Genomic DNA, 18,465 nt, shown 5'->3' on the forward strand with positions numbered 1-18,465 from the left:
CTTATTTATGAATTTGACGCTCTACAAATTACGGTAAAACCGTAATATCTGCAAATATATTTTTAACAAGTATTAAATACATTATTGATCAACACCATCTACAACTATACGTCTTGCCCTATTAGCTAGTTCCCATGCTGTATAAAATACTAATTTAGTTCGTGTAGCCATTAAATCATATTCGATTTTATCAGGTGTATCTGTGATTTTATGATAATCTTCATGAACTCCATTAAAATAAAATATAATCGGAATATTATGTTTAGCAAAGTTGTAATGGTCGCTTCTAAAATAAAACCTATTAGGGTCATTTCTTTCATTATAAGTGTAGTCTAATTCTAATTGTGTATATTTTTCATTGACCATCTCACTAATAGCATGCAATTCTGTACTAAGCCTATCACTTCCGATCAAATACAAGTAGTTATTTTTATCTTCTCCTTTATGTTTATCATCAATTCTACCTATCATATCAATATTAAGATCGGCTACTGTATTTTCTAATGGAAAAACTGGGTTTTCTGTATAATATCTAGAGCCATATAAGCCTTTCTCTTCTCCTGTAACATGCAAGAATAGGATTGACCGTTTTGGACCTAATCCATCCTTCTTCGCCTTCATAAATGCCTCTGCAATTTCTAACAAAGCAACTGTACCTGACCCATCATCATCTGCGCCGTTAAAAATATTACCGTTCTCATCTTTCCCTACATGATCTAAATGTGCAGAAATCACGATAATTTCACTAGGTTTTTCACTACCCTCTATATATGCCAAAACATTTTCAGATGCTTTTATTCCTCCTCTAAAATAACTTTCAGGAATTTCTTGAAAATAGCTATTATTTTCTATTGGTGAAGGAATTCTCATTCTCTTATATTGTTGCTTTATATATTCTGCAGCTTTTTTTTGACCCGGCTCTCCGGTATCCCTACCTTCAAACTCATCACCCGCAAAAGTATACAGGTATTCTTTAAGTTCTTTTGCCGTGATACGATCCGCATACGCCTTTGCTTTAGGTGAATAATCTACAATGGTCTCAGTCTGAGAGGTACTAGAGTTATTTTTTGATGTTCCGCAACAAGAAACAACAAATAAGCTACAAAGTAATACTATATTTTTCATGCATTAAAGTCCTATATAAAACTACAATATACTGAATTCGTAGCAGATGCGTGTAAGCTTTATTTTATTTCAAAAAAATGCTTTAAAAAAAATTAAAATTATTCTTTTTAGAATTAAAAAAGGTTTTATATTTGCACCCGCATTCAAGGAATACTTGATGAGACTAAACACTGGAGAAATGGCAGAGTGGTCGAATGCACTGGTCTTGAAAACCAGCGAGGGTCACACCTCCGGGGGTTCGAATCCCTCTTTCTCCGCAAAAAGCCTTGTAAACATTTGATTTACAAGGTTTTTTTTATTTAAACTCCCCCCTTGTCCTATAAAAATACTTTTTACTGTCTTAAACTAAGTAAAACCTTTATACTAATTATCTAATATGTTTATTTAATTTGTAACTATACAATTATCATTACAAATGTGTTTTGTAATCCAAATCACAAAAAAGTATCAAACAGAATCAAAAACAATGACCATTTTATACAATCAAAATATATAAACACAACATATGTTTGGAAAAATTATATGTTATAAATGCCATCAAATATTATTAGAGAATATAACGAACTATATCCAAGAAAAGAATTAGAAGATTTTGTAGCTTCTTATTGGGAAAACAAAAATTTAACTGAATTCCCCCAAGAGGTTACTATCTGTCCAGATGGTTACATAAAACTTATAGTTCAATTGAAGGATCATAAAATTGTTGCCTATTTTTTAACCGGTATTTGGGCTAAAGAAATAGACATTATTGTTCCTCCTGGAATTATCACTTACGGAATACGTTTCAAAATAATAGCTCCAGAATATATACTACAACGCGAAGTAAGTTCTCTTTTAAATACTGTAGAACAGTTAAATACCTCTTTTTTTAATATTAGAAATGTAGAGTTCTCTACATTTTCTGAAATCGTAGATCAATTTGAGTATACAATTCTAGATAGATTACCAAATGCCGATGAGATAAAACCAAATAGATTAAGATTGAGCCAATTTTTATACAGTACTTATGGTGACATTCAAGCAAGCGAGGTAGCCATGCAAATATATTGGTCACAACGAACCATTAGCAGGTACTTAAACAAATACATAGGTATTTCACTTAAAAAATATCTTAACATTCAAAAATGTTACAGGGCATATTTTCAAATAAGAGATGGAGCATTTTTTCCAGAAAAAGGATTCTTTGACCAAGCTCATTTTATTCGTGAAGTTAAAAAGCATACTGGTCATACTCCTACACAACTTCATCAACTTCAAAATGACCAATTTATACAATTGAAGAATATGAAGAAGCCATAAGTTTGAAGAAAACTTATTTATGCGAATCTTAAAACAGGAAATCTATTTTCCAATAATAATTGGTATCCATTTTATCTTCTGGGCCATTGATCTATATTTTTACAATGGCAATTTTACAGAAGTATCATCAGACACCTTACTTTTTGGAGAACTCACCAATGAGTCTTGGCAAAATATACATCGTATTCTAGGAGAGGTTTTTTCTTCCTGGGTCGTCACTGTATTTGCTTTTAATTTTCTAATGGCGACTAGAGCACATTGGGTTGAGCATACCTTTGGAGGTTTAGATAAAATGTACTTGATTCACAGACGCTCTGGTGTTATTGCTGTATTTTTATTACTAGCACATTTTATTGTTGTTCCTAGGGATTTAGTAGAATTTAATGCAGGTAAGCCATTAGGGTTTTATGCCTTTATCCTAATCATAATAGGTGTTGTTCTTTCTGCGGCACCTATCTTCAAAAAGAAAATACCTTACCATAAATGGATCAACATTCATAAACTTATGGGCGTGTTTTATGTTATGGGAGTGGCACATGGAATTCTTGTCGATAGTTTAATTAAAGAACTTCCTATAACACGTATATATGTCTTTGGGATGTCATTTATAGGTATTGCAGCTTGGTTTTATAAAGCTTTTCTATTTAACATATTCAACAAACAATTAGAGTATACAATTCAATCAATTAAAGAATTAGGCAATGATACTTTTGAATTGACAATGCATGCTCAATCAAATCCATTACTATATAAAGCAGGACAGTTTGCCTTTTTCAAGTTTCCTTCTATTAGCAAAAGAGAGCAGCATCCATTCACTTTAAGCAGTCATCCTCACGATGAAAATTTGAGAATTACGATAAAAGGTTTAGGAGATTATACATCCGGCTTATCATCAAAATTATCTATTGGAGATATCGTAAAAGTCGAAGGACCATATGGAAAGTTTTCTAGTAGTTACTCAAAAGAAAAAGAGCAAATTTGGATAGCTGGTGGTATCGGAATAACACCATTTCTTTCTTTAATAAAAGATTACTACACTAACAAAGTGACTTTGTATTGGTGTGTTAATGACGAAAGTGAAGCACCATATAAAAACGAACTAGAAAAACTAAGTAATGATAATCCCCTATTTGAATTTATTTTATGGGATTCTGTATCAAAAGGTCATATCACCGTTGATCATTTAAGCTTAAGAGATCCAGAAAAAAAATCATACCTCATCTGTGGTCCTGATACTTTAAAAGGAAGTATAGTAAAACAGCTCAAAGAAGAAAGAGTAAAACAAAAAGATATTTATGATGAGGAATTTGCCTTCAGATAAAAGCAATTAATAAATAGTATGGAAAAACAAAATTTCAATCCGCTTATAGAAGCAGTAATTTCTATAAGACACTTATCCATAGCATCTTCTAAAAAATGGACAACTATGAAAACAGTTGGTGCTGAAGTACAAAATAATTTAGATCAAATATCAAGTTTGGTAGAAAAACATGCTTCAGAAAGTACTAAAAGTAAATGGAAATCAGAATTGGCTAACTACAGCAAAAATCTCGATTATTTAAAGAAAATTATGGATTTAGCTATTTCTAAGATAAATGAGAAAAAAGCTGAAGGAATTTTTGCAGAATGGAATAATTACCTTCCGTACGTAAATAAATTAAAATCAAACCTTAGCAATCTTCAATCTATCGGAGTGGTTTCGTTACCAGAAAATAAATTTTTAGACTGGAATACTATTTGGTCTAAAATTAATACTGACCATATTAAAATTGAAAATGAAGCTGAGGCCTGTAGTATCCATCTTAAAATGATTGAAGAATATAGTCCAGAAGAAATTGATCATTTAACAGATACTATCCTCAAACATATACCAACAAAATATTCAAAAGACCAAGCCAATCTATATACAGAGGAATATATGAAAGCTTATCATGATATTAAAAAAGAAGCTAATCAAAAAAAGAATCTGTGGGATAGGTTTTTAGATATTCTTGCAGGAGGCTTACAACAAACACCAGCTCAACGTGTAATGATCCAACGTTGGGTAGATGGTGAAAAAGGAGAATTACACTAAATAACAATTATAAAAACAAAATAATGAACAAAATCTTTTACATAGCTTTTAGTGGCTTAATAATGCTCGCTTCTGGTATATTCTTATTTTTATCAAGTAAAATAGGAGTTGAAATCATTAAGATTCTGGTACCTCTCTTACTTCTGTTATCAGGAATAAGCGCACTTGTTTTCTCTAAATATGAGAAAATACCAAGAATAGCACAACAATATCATATAATACAAGGGGTAGGACTAGTAGCATATGCCATAATATTATTTTTTTTAGCGAATTCACTACCTTCATTTCTTATGATAACTACCTATTTTGTTATTATGTATGGTCTGTTTGAAATAATTTTTATTTTTGGTGTCCTAAACGCAAAACATACAATTAATAAAGGCATTTTAATGAGCCGTGCTATTGCCGGAGGGCTTAATTTAGTTGGAGGTTTTTTTCTACTTCTAGCATCTTTAAATGATGAAATACAAGGATTATCAATTGCTGCTCTTTTAATCTCTATCGGTGGGCTTTCTATAGCTATTTTTGCTCATAAATTAAGTGTTAAAGATATTTTATAACTTTCTTGTATAATAAAACAATAAGAGTAATACACTTTAGCTACACCTTATATTTATCATTATTAAACGCAAATATTTTAATAGATGTACTACTAAAACGAAATTCTAAATACTAAATCGGCAGTAAAACCTAAGGTACGATTCGAAACTTCTTTGATGGTTCGATTATTATTATCGTCTTGTACAATTGAATATGTTTGTTGTAAAAGTTGTTTCCTATTATAAAGATTACGTATAGAAAATCCTATTTTGCTATTCCATCGTCCCACACTTTCAAAGTGATACAGAGAAGATAAATCTAGTCTGTGATAATCTGGAAGTCTTTTTGAATAAAAAAGGTTATTTGCTTTAATATTATTAATTTCATTTATTGTACCACTGCTCAATTTATTTGATGGTAAACCACTACCATAGGTCCACCCCAACGCAAACTCAAAACGTTTGTATTTATAAGTTTGTGAAATATTAAACCGATGTCTTTGATCGAATACTTCAGGAAAGTATTCTGACTGTAAATCTTCATATTTTACATTATTTTTACCAAAACTATAACTCATCCAAACACGATAATCTAAAATTTGTTTTTTTACAAGAAGATCAATACCAAAACGTTTAGCTTTTCCAGTAGTTAATAGATCACGATTCTCAATAAAATAAATAGACGTTAAAAATGTATCGCTAATTGGGATAGTATTATTAATCCTTTTATAATAACTTTCTAGCTCAAAAGACCAACCATTTTTATCATATAGCGCTCCTAAAGTGAATTGATCACTTTTTTGAATAACCCATGGCGCAAAAAAATCCCCTGCAAAACTTTGATCAGACCAAAACCTATTAACGGTGGATAAAGAATTAAAAAATGATGATCCTTCTCCAGAAATCTCAGGGGTACTGATTTGACTAAAGGATTGATTTTTACGCTCTAATGAGCCTGTAAGCCTTAAGTTATTATTTACTTTTACAGTACTATAAATTCTGGGTTCGGTTATCGCTTGCTCAGAAAGGTTGTTGTAATCTGTTCGCACTCCGGCACTAAAAAGAACATGTTCAGAATGAAATCTATACTCCCCATAAGCAATTAAACCTACTTTCGTTCCGAAATTCGATTCTCCAAAAAGTGGATTAGAAATTGGTATTTCTTCTACCCCATTACTATCTCTTTGTATATTAGACACAAAATTATCTACTGCAGTAATTACTGTTTGATGCCCTAAAAGAACATGGTGTTTTTTTCCGAAAGGAATATCATAAAATAAATCATAGCCTAACTCTGTGACAATATTTTCGCGTTGAACTTCTTCAGAAGTATTTTCGGAAGTATTAGTGTTAGTAATTTTATTATTAAAAGTATAATCAGATAAATAATTGGATAAATATAACTGAAATTGTTTTGTCGTAAATCCTTGTTTTTCTCGTCGCCATGTAAAACTCCCTCCCGGGTTTATTCTTTTTAATCTATCCTCTGCTTCCTCTTCGATCCCATTTTCTGATCTTTTACTTATATTTTTTAACTGATTTTCTACAGAAATAAAACTCCAAGAATAACTATGATCTTCTTTAGGTTTATAACTCAATTTAATATTATAATCAGAAAAAAAATAGTTTAATCCACTTTCTGCTCTACTTGATGAGGCATTTACTCTGGAGTTTTGAAATACTTTAGAAGAAAGACTATTAAAAGTAAACGATTCATAAAGATCTGTTAGAGATCTTCTTCCTGCGACTAGCAATCCTAATTTCTTTGATATTGGAATTTTTAAATACGCATCTCCTCCTAATAAATTAACTCCTAAACCCGCTTTAAAACCATTAAAAAGATCATCATCAGATTGCATATCAATAACCCCTGAAATTCTATCTCCGTAACGTACACTTGTTCCTCCCCTATAGACATTAACTTTTTTTGTGATATAGGGGTTAAAGCTGCTAATTTGATTAAAAAAATGACTATTTTGATACATCTTAATACCATCCCATAAAATAAGGTTTTGATCAGGTGTACCTCCTCTAATATGCAATGCCCCAGGATCTTCTTCTGGACTACTAATACCTGGAATAAGTTGTAAACTCTGAAAAATATCTGGTTCTACAAGTCCTGGAAGTATGGCCAAGGCCTTTGGTGATACCGTAAGGGATGAATTTTTGTTTTTTACTATACCCCTTGTCAAATAATTAGTAAGTACAATTTCGTCTAATTCTTGAACATTATTTTCTAATAAGAATAATTCACAATTTTCTTTTTGGGTTACAATAACATTTTGTGTTGTATAACCCGTATAGGAAAGGGTGATAAGAGCCCCTGGCATGATCTCAAGATTAATCTGTCCAGATATATCTGTAGTGCCTAAATAGTTATCTCCTTGCATAACCAGTACATCGGGGATTTCAAAACTTGTATTCTTATCCCTTAAAATCGCACAGTATGAAATCTCATTACTAGTTTGAATAAGTAAATAGTTATCAGAATCTTCTTCTTCTAAATCAACCTGAATGCTTTTTAAAAGTTCTTTAAAAGAACTGAAGGACAATGTTAACTCAGGAGTTAAAATATAAGATTTTTGCATCCGCTCAACATCATAAGAAAATTGTAAGTTATGCGTAACACTAAAGCTTTGAGCAAGTTCATGTATACTCGTGTATTTATTTGGGGTTGCAACAGTAACCTCTTGTGCACTAGTCACTAAAGAAATACATAGAAGAAAAGTAAAGATGGTTAATTTTAATAATTTCATGTATACTGTAAAAGTACTTTTTTACTTGCAATTTCAAAATCAAAAGTCATACTATTAAAACCAATACTAAGAGGTTTACCCTACCCTATTTTGGCAGTTTATTTAAAAACAACCAATAAACAACTAAAAATCAAAAAATTAACACCGTAATATATATATAGAAAAAAACCGAAAAATCATTTTGGTAGAGGTTAATTTTATTTAACAATAGTAATACTTCAAAGATATTCTCTTTTAAACTCTAAAGGCGTTTTAGTAGTTTTTAGCTTAAAAACTTTAGAAAAATAAGCATAATCCTCATAACCTAATATGTCTGCAATAGCAGATAAAGAATTATCAGAATGCACAATAAGACGTTTTGCTTCTAGCAAAACTCGCTCTGCTATAAGTGCCGATGTTGTTTTGTTTAAAGTATTCTTAGTAATTCTATTTAAATGCTTAGTACTAATATTTAACTGATTTGCATAAAACTTTGCCGATTTTTCAATTTTATAAAATCGCTCAATCTCATTTTCTAAAATCCTTATAGTTTGCAAATATGTAGATGATGAAGTTTGACCTAAGGACACCGAGGAAACATAGCACCGAGCCAAATCTATGTATGCTAAATTAACAAGACTGGCTAGTTTTTGTCTCTTATACGTCAGGTTTTCATGATACTCCAAGTTAATTTCTTCAAAACATCTTTGTAGTAAGGGGATTTCATGCTTGGTTAATAACAGATTAGGAGGGTTTTTATGAGAATAATAAAATGGAAACTGGGTCAGTTTTTTATTTGAAAAATAAAAATCATAAAAATCTTGAGTGTGAAAAAATATAAAACCTTCGGGATCTTCTGTGAATTTCCAATAATGTGTTTGTCCTGGCTTCAAAAAAAACACGCTTCCGGGTTGGATTGTGTAACTATTAAAATCAACTTCATGAATTCCTGAACCTTTAGAAAATATAACGCACAGAAAAAAATCATGCTTATGCGGTTTATGAAAAATTTTATCATTCTGTTTTAAGTGCTTTCTTAAATCATTACTATAAAAATCAGCCAAAAACTCTTCATGCTCAAATTGCTCTATATTTAGAATTGGGATTCCGCTCATAAAACTAGTTTATGTCTTAAAAGTACAAAAAATAGAGAATATTATATAAGTACTTAATTCTAATATATTATTAATTTTGTAATATAATTATTGTATTTATATGATTTTCAAGCTACTTCAGGTACAAAATGACTAAACTAAGCTTATCGTTATGAATATAAAAAGGTCTAAAAAATACAAACTCAATACACTTGTCTAAATCATAATACAATACATCATTAATCTATAGTAAAAGATACCCGTATGAAATTCTTAAAAGGCACAAAATTATATAGTATTGTAAGTGGAAAATGTCCTGTTTGTCAAAATGAAAGTATGTATTCAGAAACCAATCCATACAAGTTAAGTAAAACATTGAAGATGCAAGAAAGATGTAGTTCTTGTAATACCAAATATAAAATAGAACCCTCTTTTTTTTATGGTGCTATGTATGTGAGTTATCCTGTGGGAATTATGTTTGCAGCAACTGCGTTTATAGTAGCACACCTCATATTTAATCTAAATTTAATTGTTACCTATGGTGTTATTGTAGTTGTAATGATTAGTATGTTACCCATTATCATAAGGTTATCTCGAAATATTTGGATTAACTTTTTTATGCATTATGGAAAACCCAAAGTAAAGAATACATTATGAAGTTTACCGGGCACACCCAAGAATATATATATCTAAATACCATTACCAGTCAAAATTGTAGTGTCCTTCAAGAAAGTATCGAAAGTAGTTTAACAATTTTATGGTTTCAGTCTAATAAAAATATAATTAGTATCGATGGAAAGGAAGAAGTATTTACACAAAATCAGATAGTATTTCTCACTGAGTTTCATAAAGTAATTCCTAAAAAAATTGGTACGATTAGAGTTCTGCGATTTAACAGGCCTTTTTATTGTGTTTTAGATCATGATAGTGAAGTGGGATGCAAAGGAATTCTATTTTTTGGTGCTGCTCAACTTCCTGTTATACAAATCCCTGAAGCGGAACTTACTAAGTTTAACACTCTTTGGGAAATGTTTATGATTGAAATTCAATCTGATGACAAATTGCAAATAGACATGCTTCAAATAATGTTAAAACGCTACCTTATATTATGCGCAAGGTTATATAAGGCACAAAAAAAGTATCCTGAAAAAGAACAAGAAATCAATATTTTAAGAGAATACAACTTTTTAGTAGAGCAACATTTTAAAGATAAGCATAGTGTTGCCCAATATGCCGAGCTTTTGCATAAATCTCCCAAAACACTGTCTAATATTTTTTCAAGATTTGATTCTAAAACTCCGTTGCAATATATACAAGAACGCATCATGTTAGAAGCTCGAAGGTTGTTACATTACACTGAAAAACCGATAAAAGAGATTTCATACGATTTAGGTTACGATGACATACAGGCATTTAGTAGGTTTTTTAAGAAGCAAGAAGGAATTTCTCCTTCTGAATTTAAAAAATTATTGAATAATAAAGATGTTTTAGAGAACTCATAATAATAAAGCCGTTTGAAATATATTTCAAACGGCTTTATTAATAGTATTACACCAAATCAATCTAGTAAAGTATCTAACTTTTCTCTTAATTGAAACTCTGGTGCTGCTCCAATTAACTGATCTACTATTTTTGAATCTTTAATAAAGAAAAGCGCAGGAATATTTCTTACTTTAAATCGTGCAGCTAATTCATTATTTTGATCAACATTTACTTTTCTAACCTCAACCTTACCATTATACTCGGTAGATAATTTTTCGACTATAGGTAAAAGTGTTTGACATGGACCACACCAATCTGCATAAAAATCTAATACGATAGGTTTACCTTCACTTAATACTGCTGTAAATTGTTGATTATTTTCTATTGCTTTCATTATATTAACCTTTAAGTGTATTATACAATAGGTTCTAAAACATTAGAATCTACAAATTCCCAATCCCCTCGTACCATTCTGGTTACATAACAATTATCTGCTTCTTTTATAAGTAAAGCTCTTTGTTCTTCGGATATATTTCCTTCAATACTTATAGAAGATTCTACTCTTGTTTTTAATGTACCATTATCCTGTCGCGAGACTACTTGTGATAAATTGGCATCAACATTACCAATTTCCCAACCTTTTCTACGAGCCACGTTACGTATTGTAGCCACTTTACACATTGATATTCCCGCTAGTAAAAATTCTACTGGCGAAAATCCTAAATCTGTACCTTTTGCGGATATTGGTTCATCACCAATTACTGCATGTTTACCATTACTTATAACGGATTGATATCCTGTTGGAATATTTTTTATTTTTATCTCTGTTGCCATAATATTATTTTTTAAAATCGTTAATTTCTTTTACAATTTCTTTTGTCGTAAAAACATGACTTGCAATCATTTGAAAATTAACTACAGAAGCTTCATAAGCGTTTAATCCTGGTAGAATCGCACCTGCAGTTGCGTCTTTTACTACTGAAACTCGAAAGCCTGACTCAACCAAATCTCTCATATGTGATTCTGTACATAGATTAGACGACATTCCTGCTAAAATTACGTTATCAAATCCGTGCTTACGAAGTTGCAATGCTAAATCATTAGACTCTGGACCATACACTTTATGTGGGTTTGTTACAATTACATTATCCTCCTCGATGTATTTTTTATAGCGATCTAACCAATCCGCTCCTGAACCTTCAAAACCATCGATTTTTAAGACATGAGTTCGATCGAACATATTTATTTTATGCATTAATGCTTCTAAGGCCCCTTCTATTTTCCAGTTATGATCATGTTTAAAATAATAATGTGGAGAGACAAATACTGTTATATTCTTCTTTTTAGCTATTTTAAAAAGTTCTTCTAGGTTTTCTACTGTATTGTTTGCTGTTACACTTTCTCCTACTACTCCCCATGTTACACCATTAGGGCTTAAAAAATCGTTTTGCGGATCGGTTATTACTATTGCCGTTCGTGAATCTACTGTGAATCCTGGATCTGGTAATTGAGCAAATGTGCTTAGTCCTGATAATACTGCTATTACTACTGTTATTATTTTTTTCATTGTCTTATTTTTTAAAAGTTATACTTAATTTGACAATGCAAAGATGAGATAGAAACAGAGGTATCTGGTAGGTAACTATTCCTGAAGAGTTGGCAATTATTCCTTTAATAAATTGATGGAGATACGAACTTATATTCGTATTGTTTAAAAAAAATCCTAATCATAAAAATCACATACAATCCTTTTACCGTGATATGCTTTCGCATTTACAAATTCATGTAGTCTTGCAACATTAGCCGTAGTTATTGATCCTGCAGGCATTATTTCTAATTTTTCCTGAGCCAATTCAATCATGCCTCTCAATGTTTTCTTTCCTTCTTCTGCTGTGGTTCTACCTCCCGAAGTTAATATTGTAGTCACAGAATCTATCATTGAGAGCTGTTCTAGTGCTTGCATTATATTGGGTGTCTTATCGATGGCTTTATGAATCGTTACTTTTATAGGAAATGCAACTTTTGCTAATTCAGAAATAGTTTTTACGTCTAAAGTATTATCTCGTTTTAATACCCCAAATACTACTCCTTCTATACTTTGGGTTTTGCAATATTTTATCTGCATTTTCATCATTCTTATTTCTTCTTGAGAATATGTAAAATCACCACCTCGCGGACGTATCATTATACGAATGGGAATATTAACTCTTTCCTTTACTTCTCTAATAAGTTCAAATGAAGGTGTAATTCCACCTGCATCTAAATTAGCACACAATTCGATTCTATCTGCTCCAGCTTTTTCTGCCCGTATAGCCTGTTTTAACGTTTCTACACAAGCCTCTTTTATATAATTCATATTCATAAATTATAATCTAGAATAAAAACTATTATCAATTAATCTTGCTGCACCTAATAATGCAGCATTTTCTTGAAGTTTACTTTTAATAATTGGTATCCTAGTATTAGATGTACTCTTAGCTTTCTTTAATTGAGTTTCAAAAAAAGACCATGCATTACAAATATTACCTCCAACAACTACAGCTTCTGCTTTAAAATCGACTATCCACGGAGCTAAAAATAGTATTAAGTTTTCTGCGAATTCATTAAAAATTTGATTTTTAATTTGATCCATATTCTTCAACTTTACAAGATCTTTTACACCTTGAATTTCGTCTCCGGTAAGTTCATTATATCGCCTTTGAAACCATTGTGTTGAAAAATGAGTATCTGCAATATCATCTCCAAAGGGCAAATGATATAACTCGCCATGTAACGGAACTCCTTCACCACTCGCTACAGGAATTCCTTTATCTATAAAAGTAGCCCCAAAACCGGTACCTAATGTTATTGCAATTGATTTTTTAAATGTCATTAATTCACCAGTCCATGCTTCTCCTATCCCAAAGCATGCAGCGTCGTTATAAAAACGTATTGGAAAAGACGGATCTAATTTTAATTGTTCTCGAATTGTATTTTTAAGGTTTATATTGTATAATGTTTCAAACTTATGTTCTCCTTTATCGGGAAAAACACCATTCTTATAATCAAAAGGACCTGGTATTGCAATACCAATGCCTTTAAGTTTTTTTATATCCAGATGATCAATGGCTAAATCCATCGTAGAAATCCAACTCTCTAGTATAAGATTCTGATCATCTTTATGATCTATTTTCATAGTAAAAAGTTGTTGTATTTGATCTTTATGATTTTCCTGTATAATTGCCACTGTAATATGACTTCCTCCTATATCAACTCCTAATACCATTCGAAAACTACATTTAAATTATTTATTAGATTACATTTTTTACTTTATACCCGATCAATCCATAAAAAACCAAGTACGAGTAACAAATCACTGGTATAAAAAATGATAACTGGATACCTATACTATCGGCTATAGCACCTTGTAATAATGGTATTAAAGCGCCACCAACAATCATCATTACCAATAAAGAAGAGGCCTGACTAGTATATTTACCTAAATCTTTAATTGCTAGCGTAAATATATTGGACCATAAAATAGAATTAAATGCTCCTATAGCAATTGCGCTCCAAAAAGCAATTGCTCCATTAGTAATCATCATAATCAATAGAAGGATAATAACGATTCCTGCGAACAATGTTAATACATTTGACGGTTTTGTTCCCCCTACAAGAAATGCTAAATAGTTTATTAATAAGAAAACAATAAACAACCAGATTTTGGCAAAAGGTACTAGTTGCATTGAAAATATACCTTCTTCAATTTTTATAGCTGTTATAAAATATAATACAAAAAAGAAAACTACAGACAGACCAGCCATAATTATATATTTTCTTGTTGCATCTGTTATACTTCCCATTGAAACAGATCCCAAAAATCTACCTATCATAGCGCCACCCCAATAATACGATAAAAACACACCAGCTTCAGCTTCCTCCATCCCCATAATGTTTTCTAATCCAAAAAAGTTGATTAAGAAACTACCCACAGAAACTTCTCCTCCTACATAAAAAAAGATAGCAAACATCCCTAAAACCACATGTCTAAATTTTAATACTCCTAATCCCTTTTCTATTTTTTCGGTATTAACAAAAGAAGGTAACTTTATAAATTTGATAATAATGGCTAATGCAAAAAAAAGACATCCGTAAATAAGGTAAGGCATCTTTAAGGAATCTACCGTAATTTCTCCGTTTGAAAATACCTTATACAATAATACTGCTCCAATAATAGGAGCTAAAGTAGTACCAAAAGAATTAAATCCTTGTGCTAAATTAAGTCTACTAGAAGCTGTTTCTGGTTTACCCAGTATTGCTGCATAGGGATTTGCTGTTATCTGTAAAATTGTAACTCCAGAAGCTAGAATAAACAGAGCTCCTAAGAATATAATATATCGTTGATAACCTGCTGCAGGATAAAATAGGCAGCAACCAATACCACATAATATCAGGCCTATAATAATTCCATTTTTATATCCTATTTTGGCAATAGGATCCCCCTTGCTCACAGAAATAATAAAGTATATTAATGAAATTACGAAAAATGCTCCAAAAAACGCAAATTGTATTAATGCTGCTTGAAAATAGCTAAGTTCAAAGACGGCTTTTAAATGCGGAATCAGAACATCATTCATTACTGTAATAAACCCCCACATAAAGAATAAAAAAGTTATTGTAATAAATGGTTTTTTATAGTTTGTTTTTTCGTTATTCATAATATTACGTTTAAACTTTTTATTCGTTTTTATTTTCTTTTGTTAATGGAACATATTCAAAAAGCTGTACTTCATCATTATTATTAGCGACTAAAACAAGTTTCTTTTTACCATCTATCATTCTTATTTTCTTAGCATCTTTATCAGCAAAAAAACCACTTTCTTCGTTATCAATTGGGATAAAACTACCATTCCCATTTCCATAAAGTAATACTCCGGTACCAGCATCGTTTCGCATGGTTTCTATCTCTGAAGTATATAAATTACCAACTAATAATACATCCAAATGTTTATCATTGTTAAAGTCTTTTACAAGTATATCGTTTGTACTAGAGAATTGTGCGTTATTAGGTAAATTTGATAAAATAAATTTACCATTCCCTATATTTTCGAGATAAGAGGTTGCAAATGTTTGAGCTTCATAATGCAATGCATTATCGAGATTAGTATTTCCGTAAACTTTGTCTATTTCTAAAGATGCAAACAAGTCGTATTTACCTATTTTTTTTGTGAGTTCAGGAACTTGTTGCGCAGAACATGAAAACCCTCTTACTGGATAATGTTTTCCGTAATTATAATATCCCAATACGATATCTTCTTTACCGTTTTGATCAAAATCTTTATAATAAATATCAAAAGGTTTATCTACTGTCGTTTTATACTTATAATTAAGTCCTAAGTTTCCAACTATAAAATCTGTATCGCCATCATGATCAAAATCTCCTTTTTCAATACTAAACCACCATCCCCTAGAATTTTTAATCATAGTATTTTTGGGGTTAGTAAAATTACCTCTATCATTTTCAAAAATGGTAATGGGCATCCATTCTCCTACTATAATTAAATCTTGGTCCCCATCTTTATCAAAATCATCCCAGGAAGCGTCGGTTACCATTCCTAAGTTTTTCAATTTTGGTGCTATCTGCTGCGTTACATCTACTAATGTTCCTTTTTTATTTTCTAAAATAGTACTGGAAGCAGGAAGTGGGTATTCACTAGGCACTAATCGCCCACCTATAAATAAATCAATATCGCCATCATTATCAAAATCTTTGGGCACTACACATGCCCCACTACTTTTAGGTAAATCAGGGTTGTTTTCTTTACTAAAATTTCCTTGACCATCATTTATATACAATCTGTCTTTATACTGTTTTGATTCTAGAGGATATTCATTTCCTCCACTTACAACATATAAATCCTGATCACCATCATTGTCGACATCAAGAAAAACAGCATCTAAATCTTCTGACTCACTATCTTTTATGAATGAATCTTGCACTAATTCTGTAAAGGTTCCCAATGTATTCTGAATATAAAGTTTTCCTCTATCTCCTACAGAAGCACCTATATAAACATCGATAAGACCGTCATTATTAACATCTGCAACTGCTAATCCGGGACCCAACTGTGACAATTTATGCGGTAATAATACTTGGTTTTTATAATCATCAAAATCGTTTTCTTTATGTTTATGTACTAATTTTTGAAGTTGTGTAATCTCCTTAAAAACAGATTTAGTTATGGCACTTTCTTGACCATGTTTAGACTGAGCATCATTCATGTAAAGTGAGAGCACTTGATTTACTTTTATATCTTTTATTATAGTTTGTTTATTATTTGGCCAATTCACAACTACTTTATCAATCTTATTTGTTTTTCCCAGACCAAAATGTACTGTTTGTTCACTGGTAGAATAGATACCTCGTACATTAGTAGTCTCTACAAACTGCTTTTTTTCTCCATAATAAATTGTAATCTTCGTCCCTAATGTATTTTTATACGTTTTATCACTAATCTTGAATCTCAAAAAATTATTTTGTAAAGTGCTGGTTGTATTATTTCTATAAATAAGTGCTTCTTCATTAATTGTATTTACTATAATTTCTAAATCTCCATCATTATCAAGATCTGCATAGGCTGCTCCATTTGAAAAGGTTTTTTGGTTTAGCCCCCAATCTTTCATGGTTTTTGTAAACGTATAATCACCGTTATTTTTAAAAGCATAATTGGTTAGTTTTTCTGAAGGAAGAATTTCTATAGTTTTTTCAAGATCTAAAATTTCCCAAATACTAACATCTCCAGCATTCGGATTATTTTTCACAAAAGTATTTGCGACATCAACTACATGATCCCCCATCTTTTTATTGGCATCTGTATTTCGTATATCTCTTAATAAACCATTTGTGACATAAATATCTTTTAATCCATCATTATCAAAATCTGCAATTAAGTTTGCCCAACTCCAATCGGTAGAAGATACAGATGCCAACTCAGCAATTTCACTAAAAGTACCGTTTCCATTATTTAATTGAAGTGTGTTAAACATATATTGATAATGTCCGCCATTATTAACAACTGTCCAAAAATCCTTTGGATTCATTCCGCTCATATTTGATTTTAATCGAATATTATCTTCTGCTGCCATGTCTGCTACCATAATATCAAGTAATCCATCATTATCAATATCTGCAGCATCTACTCCCATACTGAAATATGACATGTGTTTTAACGCTTTATTTGCAATATTGGTAAATGTTCCATCACCATTATTGATATAAAAAAAATCTGGTAGATAAAAATCATTGGCGATATACAAATCGGTAAAACCATCATTATTGAAATCTGATGCAGAAACGCTATTTGCATTGCTGGTCCTTAGCACTCCTGCTTCTGCACTCACATCAACAAAATGTGTATTGTCAACATTTTTATAAAGTTTTGAAGCATACTTCAAGTCATTCTTAAGATTGATCCCAAAAAATTTAGAGTAACTACCAGGGTTTGGAGGTTGATTAAGTAAAAAAAGATCCAGTAATCCATCATTATTATAATCTAGAAAAGTAGCATGTCTTGTTCGCTCATTATTTGCTATTCCAAACTTCTCTGCTTGTTCTGAAAACGTAAGGTTTCCATTATTTATGTATAATTTATTCTTTCTTAGGTTTTGATCATCATCATAAAGTTCTCTACATACATAAATATCTATATATCCGTCATTATTTACATCTGCTAGTGCTACTCCCGATGACCACCCTCCATTATCCTTAATACCAGCTTTTTGTGTTATATTCTCAAAAGTTAGATTACCTTTATTGATATAAAGTTCATCTCCTACTAAATTTCCACTAAAAAAAACATCTTGTAATCCATCGTTATTAAAATCTGCAACACCTACTCCTCCTCCTCCATAATAATTTGAATACAACAAGATATTTCTGTCTTTCTTATCGATTACATTGTTGGAAAAAGTAATTCCAGTTTGATCAGATGGCAATAGTGTAAATAGTGTATTTTCCTGTGCCTGAGCACTTATCAGAATTAAAATAAAAACTAAACTTATTGGTATTTTATTCATAACTATTACGATAAAAAAGAAGGGAAAATGGGAATCCCTTCTTTTTTGGTTAAATCAAAAAC

The 18,465-nt window shown here is 31.0% G+C and carries 16 protein-coding genes and 1 tRNA gene; 7 read left to right on the top strand and 10 right to left on the bottom strand.

Annotated features, from left to right (window positions below; all coding sequences use genetic code 11):
• Window positions 1–81: 81 nt before the first annotated feature.
• Window positions 82–1,125 (bottom strand): M28 family metallopeptidase, encoded by a 1,044-nt coding sequence (locus tag AWE51_RS21190; protein WP_066317911.1) that lies wholly within the window; start codon window positions 1,123–1,125, stop codon window positions 82–84.
• Window positions 1,126–1,297: 172 nt separating this feature from the next.
• Here AWE51_RS21190 and AWE51_RS21195 point away from each other — a divergent pair.
• From AWE51_RS21195 to AWE51_RS21215, 5 genes are all read left to right on the top strand, one after another.
• Window positions 1,298–1,382 (top strand) — tRNA-Ser (locus tag AWE51_RS21195).
• A gap of 274 nt (window positions 1,383–1,656) precedes the next feature.
• Window positions 1,657–2,424: a helix-turn-helix domain-containing protein gene (locus tag AWE51_RS21200; protein ID WP_066317913.1), complete on the top strand. Its 768-nt coding sequence runs from the start codon at window positions 1,657–1,659 to the stop codon at window positions 2,422–2,424.
• A 19-nt stretch (window positions 2,425–2,443) separates the two neighbouring features.
• Window positions 2,444–3,745 carry a ferredoxin reductase family protein gene (locus AWE51_RS21205; protein ID WP_066317920.1) on the top strand — a complete coding sequence of 434 codons (1,302 nt, stop codon included), beginning with the start codon at window positions 2,444–2,446 and terminating at the stop codon, window positions 3,743–3,745.
• An 18-nt stretch (window positions 3,746–3,763) separates the two neighbouring features.
• Window positions 3,764–4,498: a hypothetical protein gene (locus AWE51_RS21210; protein ID WP_066317921.1), complete on the top strand. Its 735-nt coding sequence runs from the start codon at window positions 3,764–3,766 to the stop codon at window positions 4,496–4,498.
• A 23-nt stretch (window positions 4,499–4,521) separates the two neighbouring features.
• The gene (locus AWE51_RS21215; protein ID WP_066317922.1) at window positions 4,522–5,058 is read left to right on the top strand and encodes a hypothetical protein; all 537 of its coding nucleotides are present in this window, start codon (window positions 4,522–4,524) and stop codon (window positions 5,056–5,058) included.
• A 92-nt stretch (window positions 5,059–5,150) separates the two neighbouring features.
• Here the strand turns inward: AWE51_RS21215 and AWE51_RS21220 are convergent, their stop codons facing one another.
• Both AWE51_RS21220 and AWE51_RS21225 read right to left on the bottom strand, forming a co-directional pair.
• On the bottom strand, window positions 5,151–7,793 hold the full coding sequence (locus AWE51_RS21220) for a TonB-dependent receptor plug domain-containing protein (RefSeq protein ID WP_066317924.1): 2,643 nt from the start codon (window positions 7,791–7,793) through the stop codon (window positions 5,151–5,153).
• Between the two features lie 218 nt (window positions 7,794–8,011).
• On the bottom strand, window positions 8,012–8,887 hold the full coding sequence (locus AWE51_RS21225; RefSeq protein WP_066317926.1) for a helix-turn-helix domain-containing protein: 876 nt from the start codon (window positions 8,885–8,887) through the stop codon (window positions 8,012–8,014).
• A gap of 243 nt (window positions 8,888–9,130) precedes the next feature.
• Here AWE51_RS21225 and AWE51_RS21230 point away from each other — a divergent pair, with 243 nt between their 5' ends.
• Entirely contained in the window at window positions 9,131–9,523 is a 393-nt protein-coding gene (locus AWE51_RS21230) for a DUF983 domain-containing protein (RefSeq protein ID WP_066317931.1), read from the top strand.
• The gene (locus AWE51_RS21235) at window positions 9,520–10,368 is read left to right on the top strand and encodes a helix-turn-helix domain-containing protein (RefSeq protein WP_066317934.1); all 849 of its coding nucleotides are present in this window, start codon (window positions 9,520–9,522) and stop codon (window positions 10,366–10,368) included. Before AWE51_RS21230 ends, AWE51_RS21235 begins: the two co-directional genes overlap by 4 nt.
• Before the next feature lie 56 nt (window positions 10,369–10,424).
• Here AWE51_RS21235 and trxA read toward each other — a convergent pair whose 3' ends face one another.
• The 7 genes from trxA to AWE51_RS21270 form a co-directional block, all read right to left on the bottom strand.
• The gene (gene trxA / locus AWE51_RS21240) at window positions 10,425–10,742 is read right to left on the bottom strand and encodes a thioredoxin (protein ID WP_066317937.1); all 318 of its coding nucleotides are present in this window, start codon (window positions 10,740–10,742) and stop codon (window positions 10,425–10,427) included.
• A 20-nt stretch (window positions 10,743–10,762) separates the two neighbouring features.
• The gene (locus tag AWE51_RS21245) at window positions 10,763–11,182 is read right to left on the bottom strand and encodes an OsmC family protein (RefSeq protein ID WP_066317940.1); all 420 of its coding nucleotides are present in this window, start codon (window positions 11,180–11,182) and stop codon (window positions 10,763–10,765) included.
• 4 nt (window positions 11,183–11,186) lie between these two features.
• Window positions 11,187–11,915, bottom strand: a complete 729-nt coding sequence (locus tag AWE51_RS21250) for an isochorismatase family protein (RefSeq protein ID WP_066317943.1) — start codon at window positions 11,913–11,915, stop codon at window positions 11,187–11,189.
• A gap of 156 nt (window positions 11,916–12,071) precedes the next feature.
• Window positions 12,072–12,704 (bottom strand): copper homeostasis protein CutC, encoded by a 633-nt coding sequence (locus AWE51_RS21255; RefSeq protein WP_066317946.1) that lies wholly within the window; start codon window positions 12,702–12,704, stop codon window positions 12,072–12,074.
• A gap of 9 nt (window positions 12,705–12,713) precedes the next feature.
• Entirely contained in the window at window positions 12,714–13,613 is a 900-nt protein-coding gene (locus AWE51_RS21260) for an ROK family protein (RefSeq protein ID WP_066317949.1), read from the bottom strand.
• A 25-nt stretch (window positions 13,614–13,638) separates the two neighbouring features.
• Window positions 13,639–15,045 (bottom strand): sugar MFS transporter, encoded by a 1,407-nt coding sequence (locus tag AWE51_RS21265; protein WP_066317952.1) that lies wholly within the window; start codon window positions 15,043–15,045, stop codon window positions 13,639–13,641.
• A 19-nt stretch (window positions 15,046–15,064) separates the two neighbouring features.
• Window positions 15,065–18,403 (bottom strand): VCBS repeat-containing protein, encoded by a 3,339-nt coding sequence (locus AWE51_RS21270; RefSeq protein WP_066317953.1) that lies wholly within the window; start codon window positions 18,401–18,403, stop codon window positions 15,065–15,067.
• Between the last annotated feature and the right edge of the window lie 62 nt (window positions 18,404–18,465).

The sequence above is a fragment of the Aquimarina aggregata genome (genome assembly GCF_001632745.1).
In the GTDB taxonomy this organism is placed as follows: Bacteria; Bacteroidota; Bacteroidia; order Flavobacteriales; family Flavobacteriaceae; genus Aquimarina; species Aquimarina aggregata.

Excerpts from the sequence above, each read along its gene's own strand:
- AWE51_RS21190 (WP_066317911.1), bottom strand. The coding sequence starts at position 1,125 with ATGAAAAATATAGTATTACTTTGTAGCTTATTTGTTGTTTCTTGTTGC.
- AWE51_RS21255 (WP_066317946.1), bottom strand. The coding sequence starts at position 12,704 with ATGAATTATATAAAAGAGGCTTGTGTAGAAACGTTAAAACAGGCTATA.
- AWE51_RS21210 (WP_066317921.1), top strand. The coding sequence starts at position 3,764 with ATGGAAAAACAAAATTTCAATCCGCTTATAGAAGCAGTAATTTCTATA.
- AWE51_RS21200 (WP_066317913.1), top strand. The coding sequence starts at position 1,657 with ATGCCATCAAATATTATTAGAGAATATAACGAACTATATCCAAGAAAA.
- AWE51_RS21205 (WP_066317920.1), top strand. The coding sequence starts at position 2,444 with ATGCGAATCTTAAAACAGGAAATCTATTTTCCAATAATAATTGGTATC.
- AWE51_RS21235 (WP_066317934.1), top strand. The coding sequence starts at position 9,520 with ATGAAGTTTACCGGGCACACCCAAGAATATATATATCTAAATACCATT.
- trxA (WP_066317937.1), bottom strand. The coding sequence starts at position 10,742 with ATGAAAGCAATAGAAAATAATCAACAATTTACAGCAGTATTAAGTGAA.
- AWE51_RS21260 (WP_066317949.1), bottom strand. The coding sequence starts at position 13,613 with ATGGTATTAGGAGTTGATATAGGAGGAAGTCATATTACAGTGGCAATT.
- AWE51_RS21215 (WP_066317922.1), top strand. The coding sequence starts at position 4,522 with ATGAACAAAATCTTTTACATAGCTTTTAGTGGCTTAATAATGCTCGCT.
- AWE51_RS21225 (WP_066317926.1), bottom strand. The coding sequence starts at position 8,887 with ATGAGCGGAATCCCAATTCTAAATATAGAGCAATTTGAGCATGAAGAG.
- AWE51_RS21245 (WP_066317940.1), bottom strand. The coding sequence starts at position 11,182 with ATGGCAACAGAGATAAAAATAAAAAATATTCCAACAGGATATCAATCC.
- AWE51_RS21220 (WP_066317924.1), bottom strand. The coding sequence starts at position 7,793 with ATGAAATTATTAAAATTAACCATCTTTACTTTTCTTCTATGTATTTCT.
- AWE51_RS21250 (WP_066317943.1), bottom strand. The coding sequence starts at position 11,915 with ATGAAAAAAATAATAACAGTAGTAATAGCAGTATTATCAGGACTAAGC.
- AWE51_RS21270 (WP_066317953.1), bottom strand. The coding sequence starts at position 18,403 with ATGAATAAAATACCAATAAGTTTAGTTTTTATTTTAATTCTGATAAGT.
- AWE51_RS21265 (WP_066317952.1), bottom strand. The coding sequence starts at position 15,045 with ATGAATAACGAAAAAACAAACTATAAAAAACCATTTATTACAATAACT.
- AWE51_RS21230 (WP_066317931.1), top strand. The coding sequence starts at position 9,131 with ATGAAATTCTTAAAAGGCACAAAATTATATAGTATTGTAAGTGGAAAA.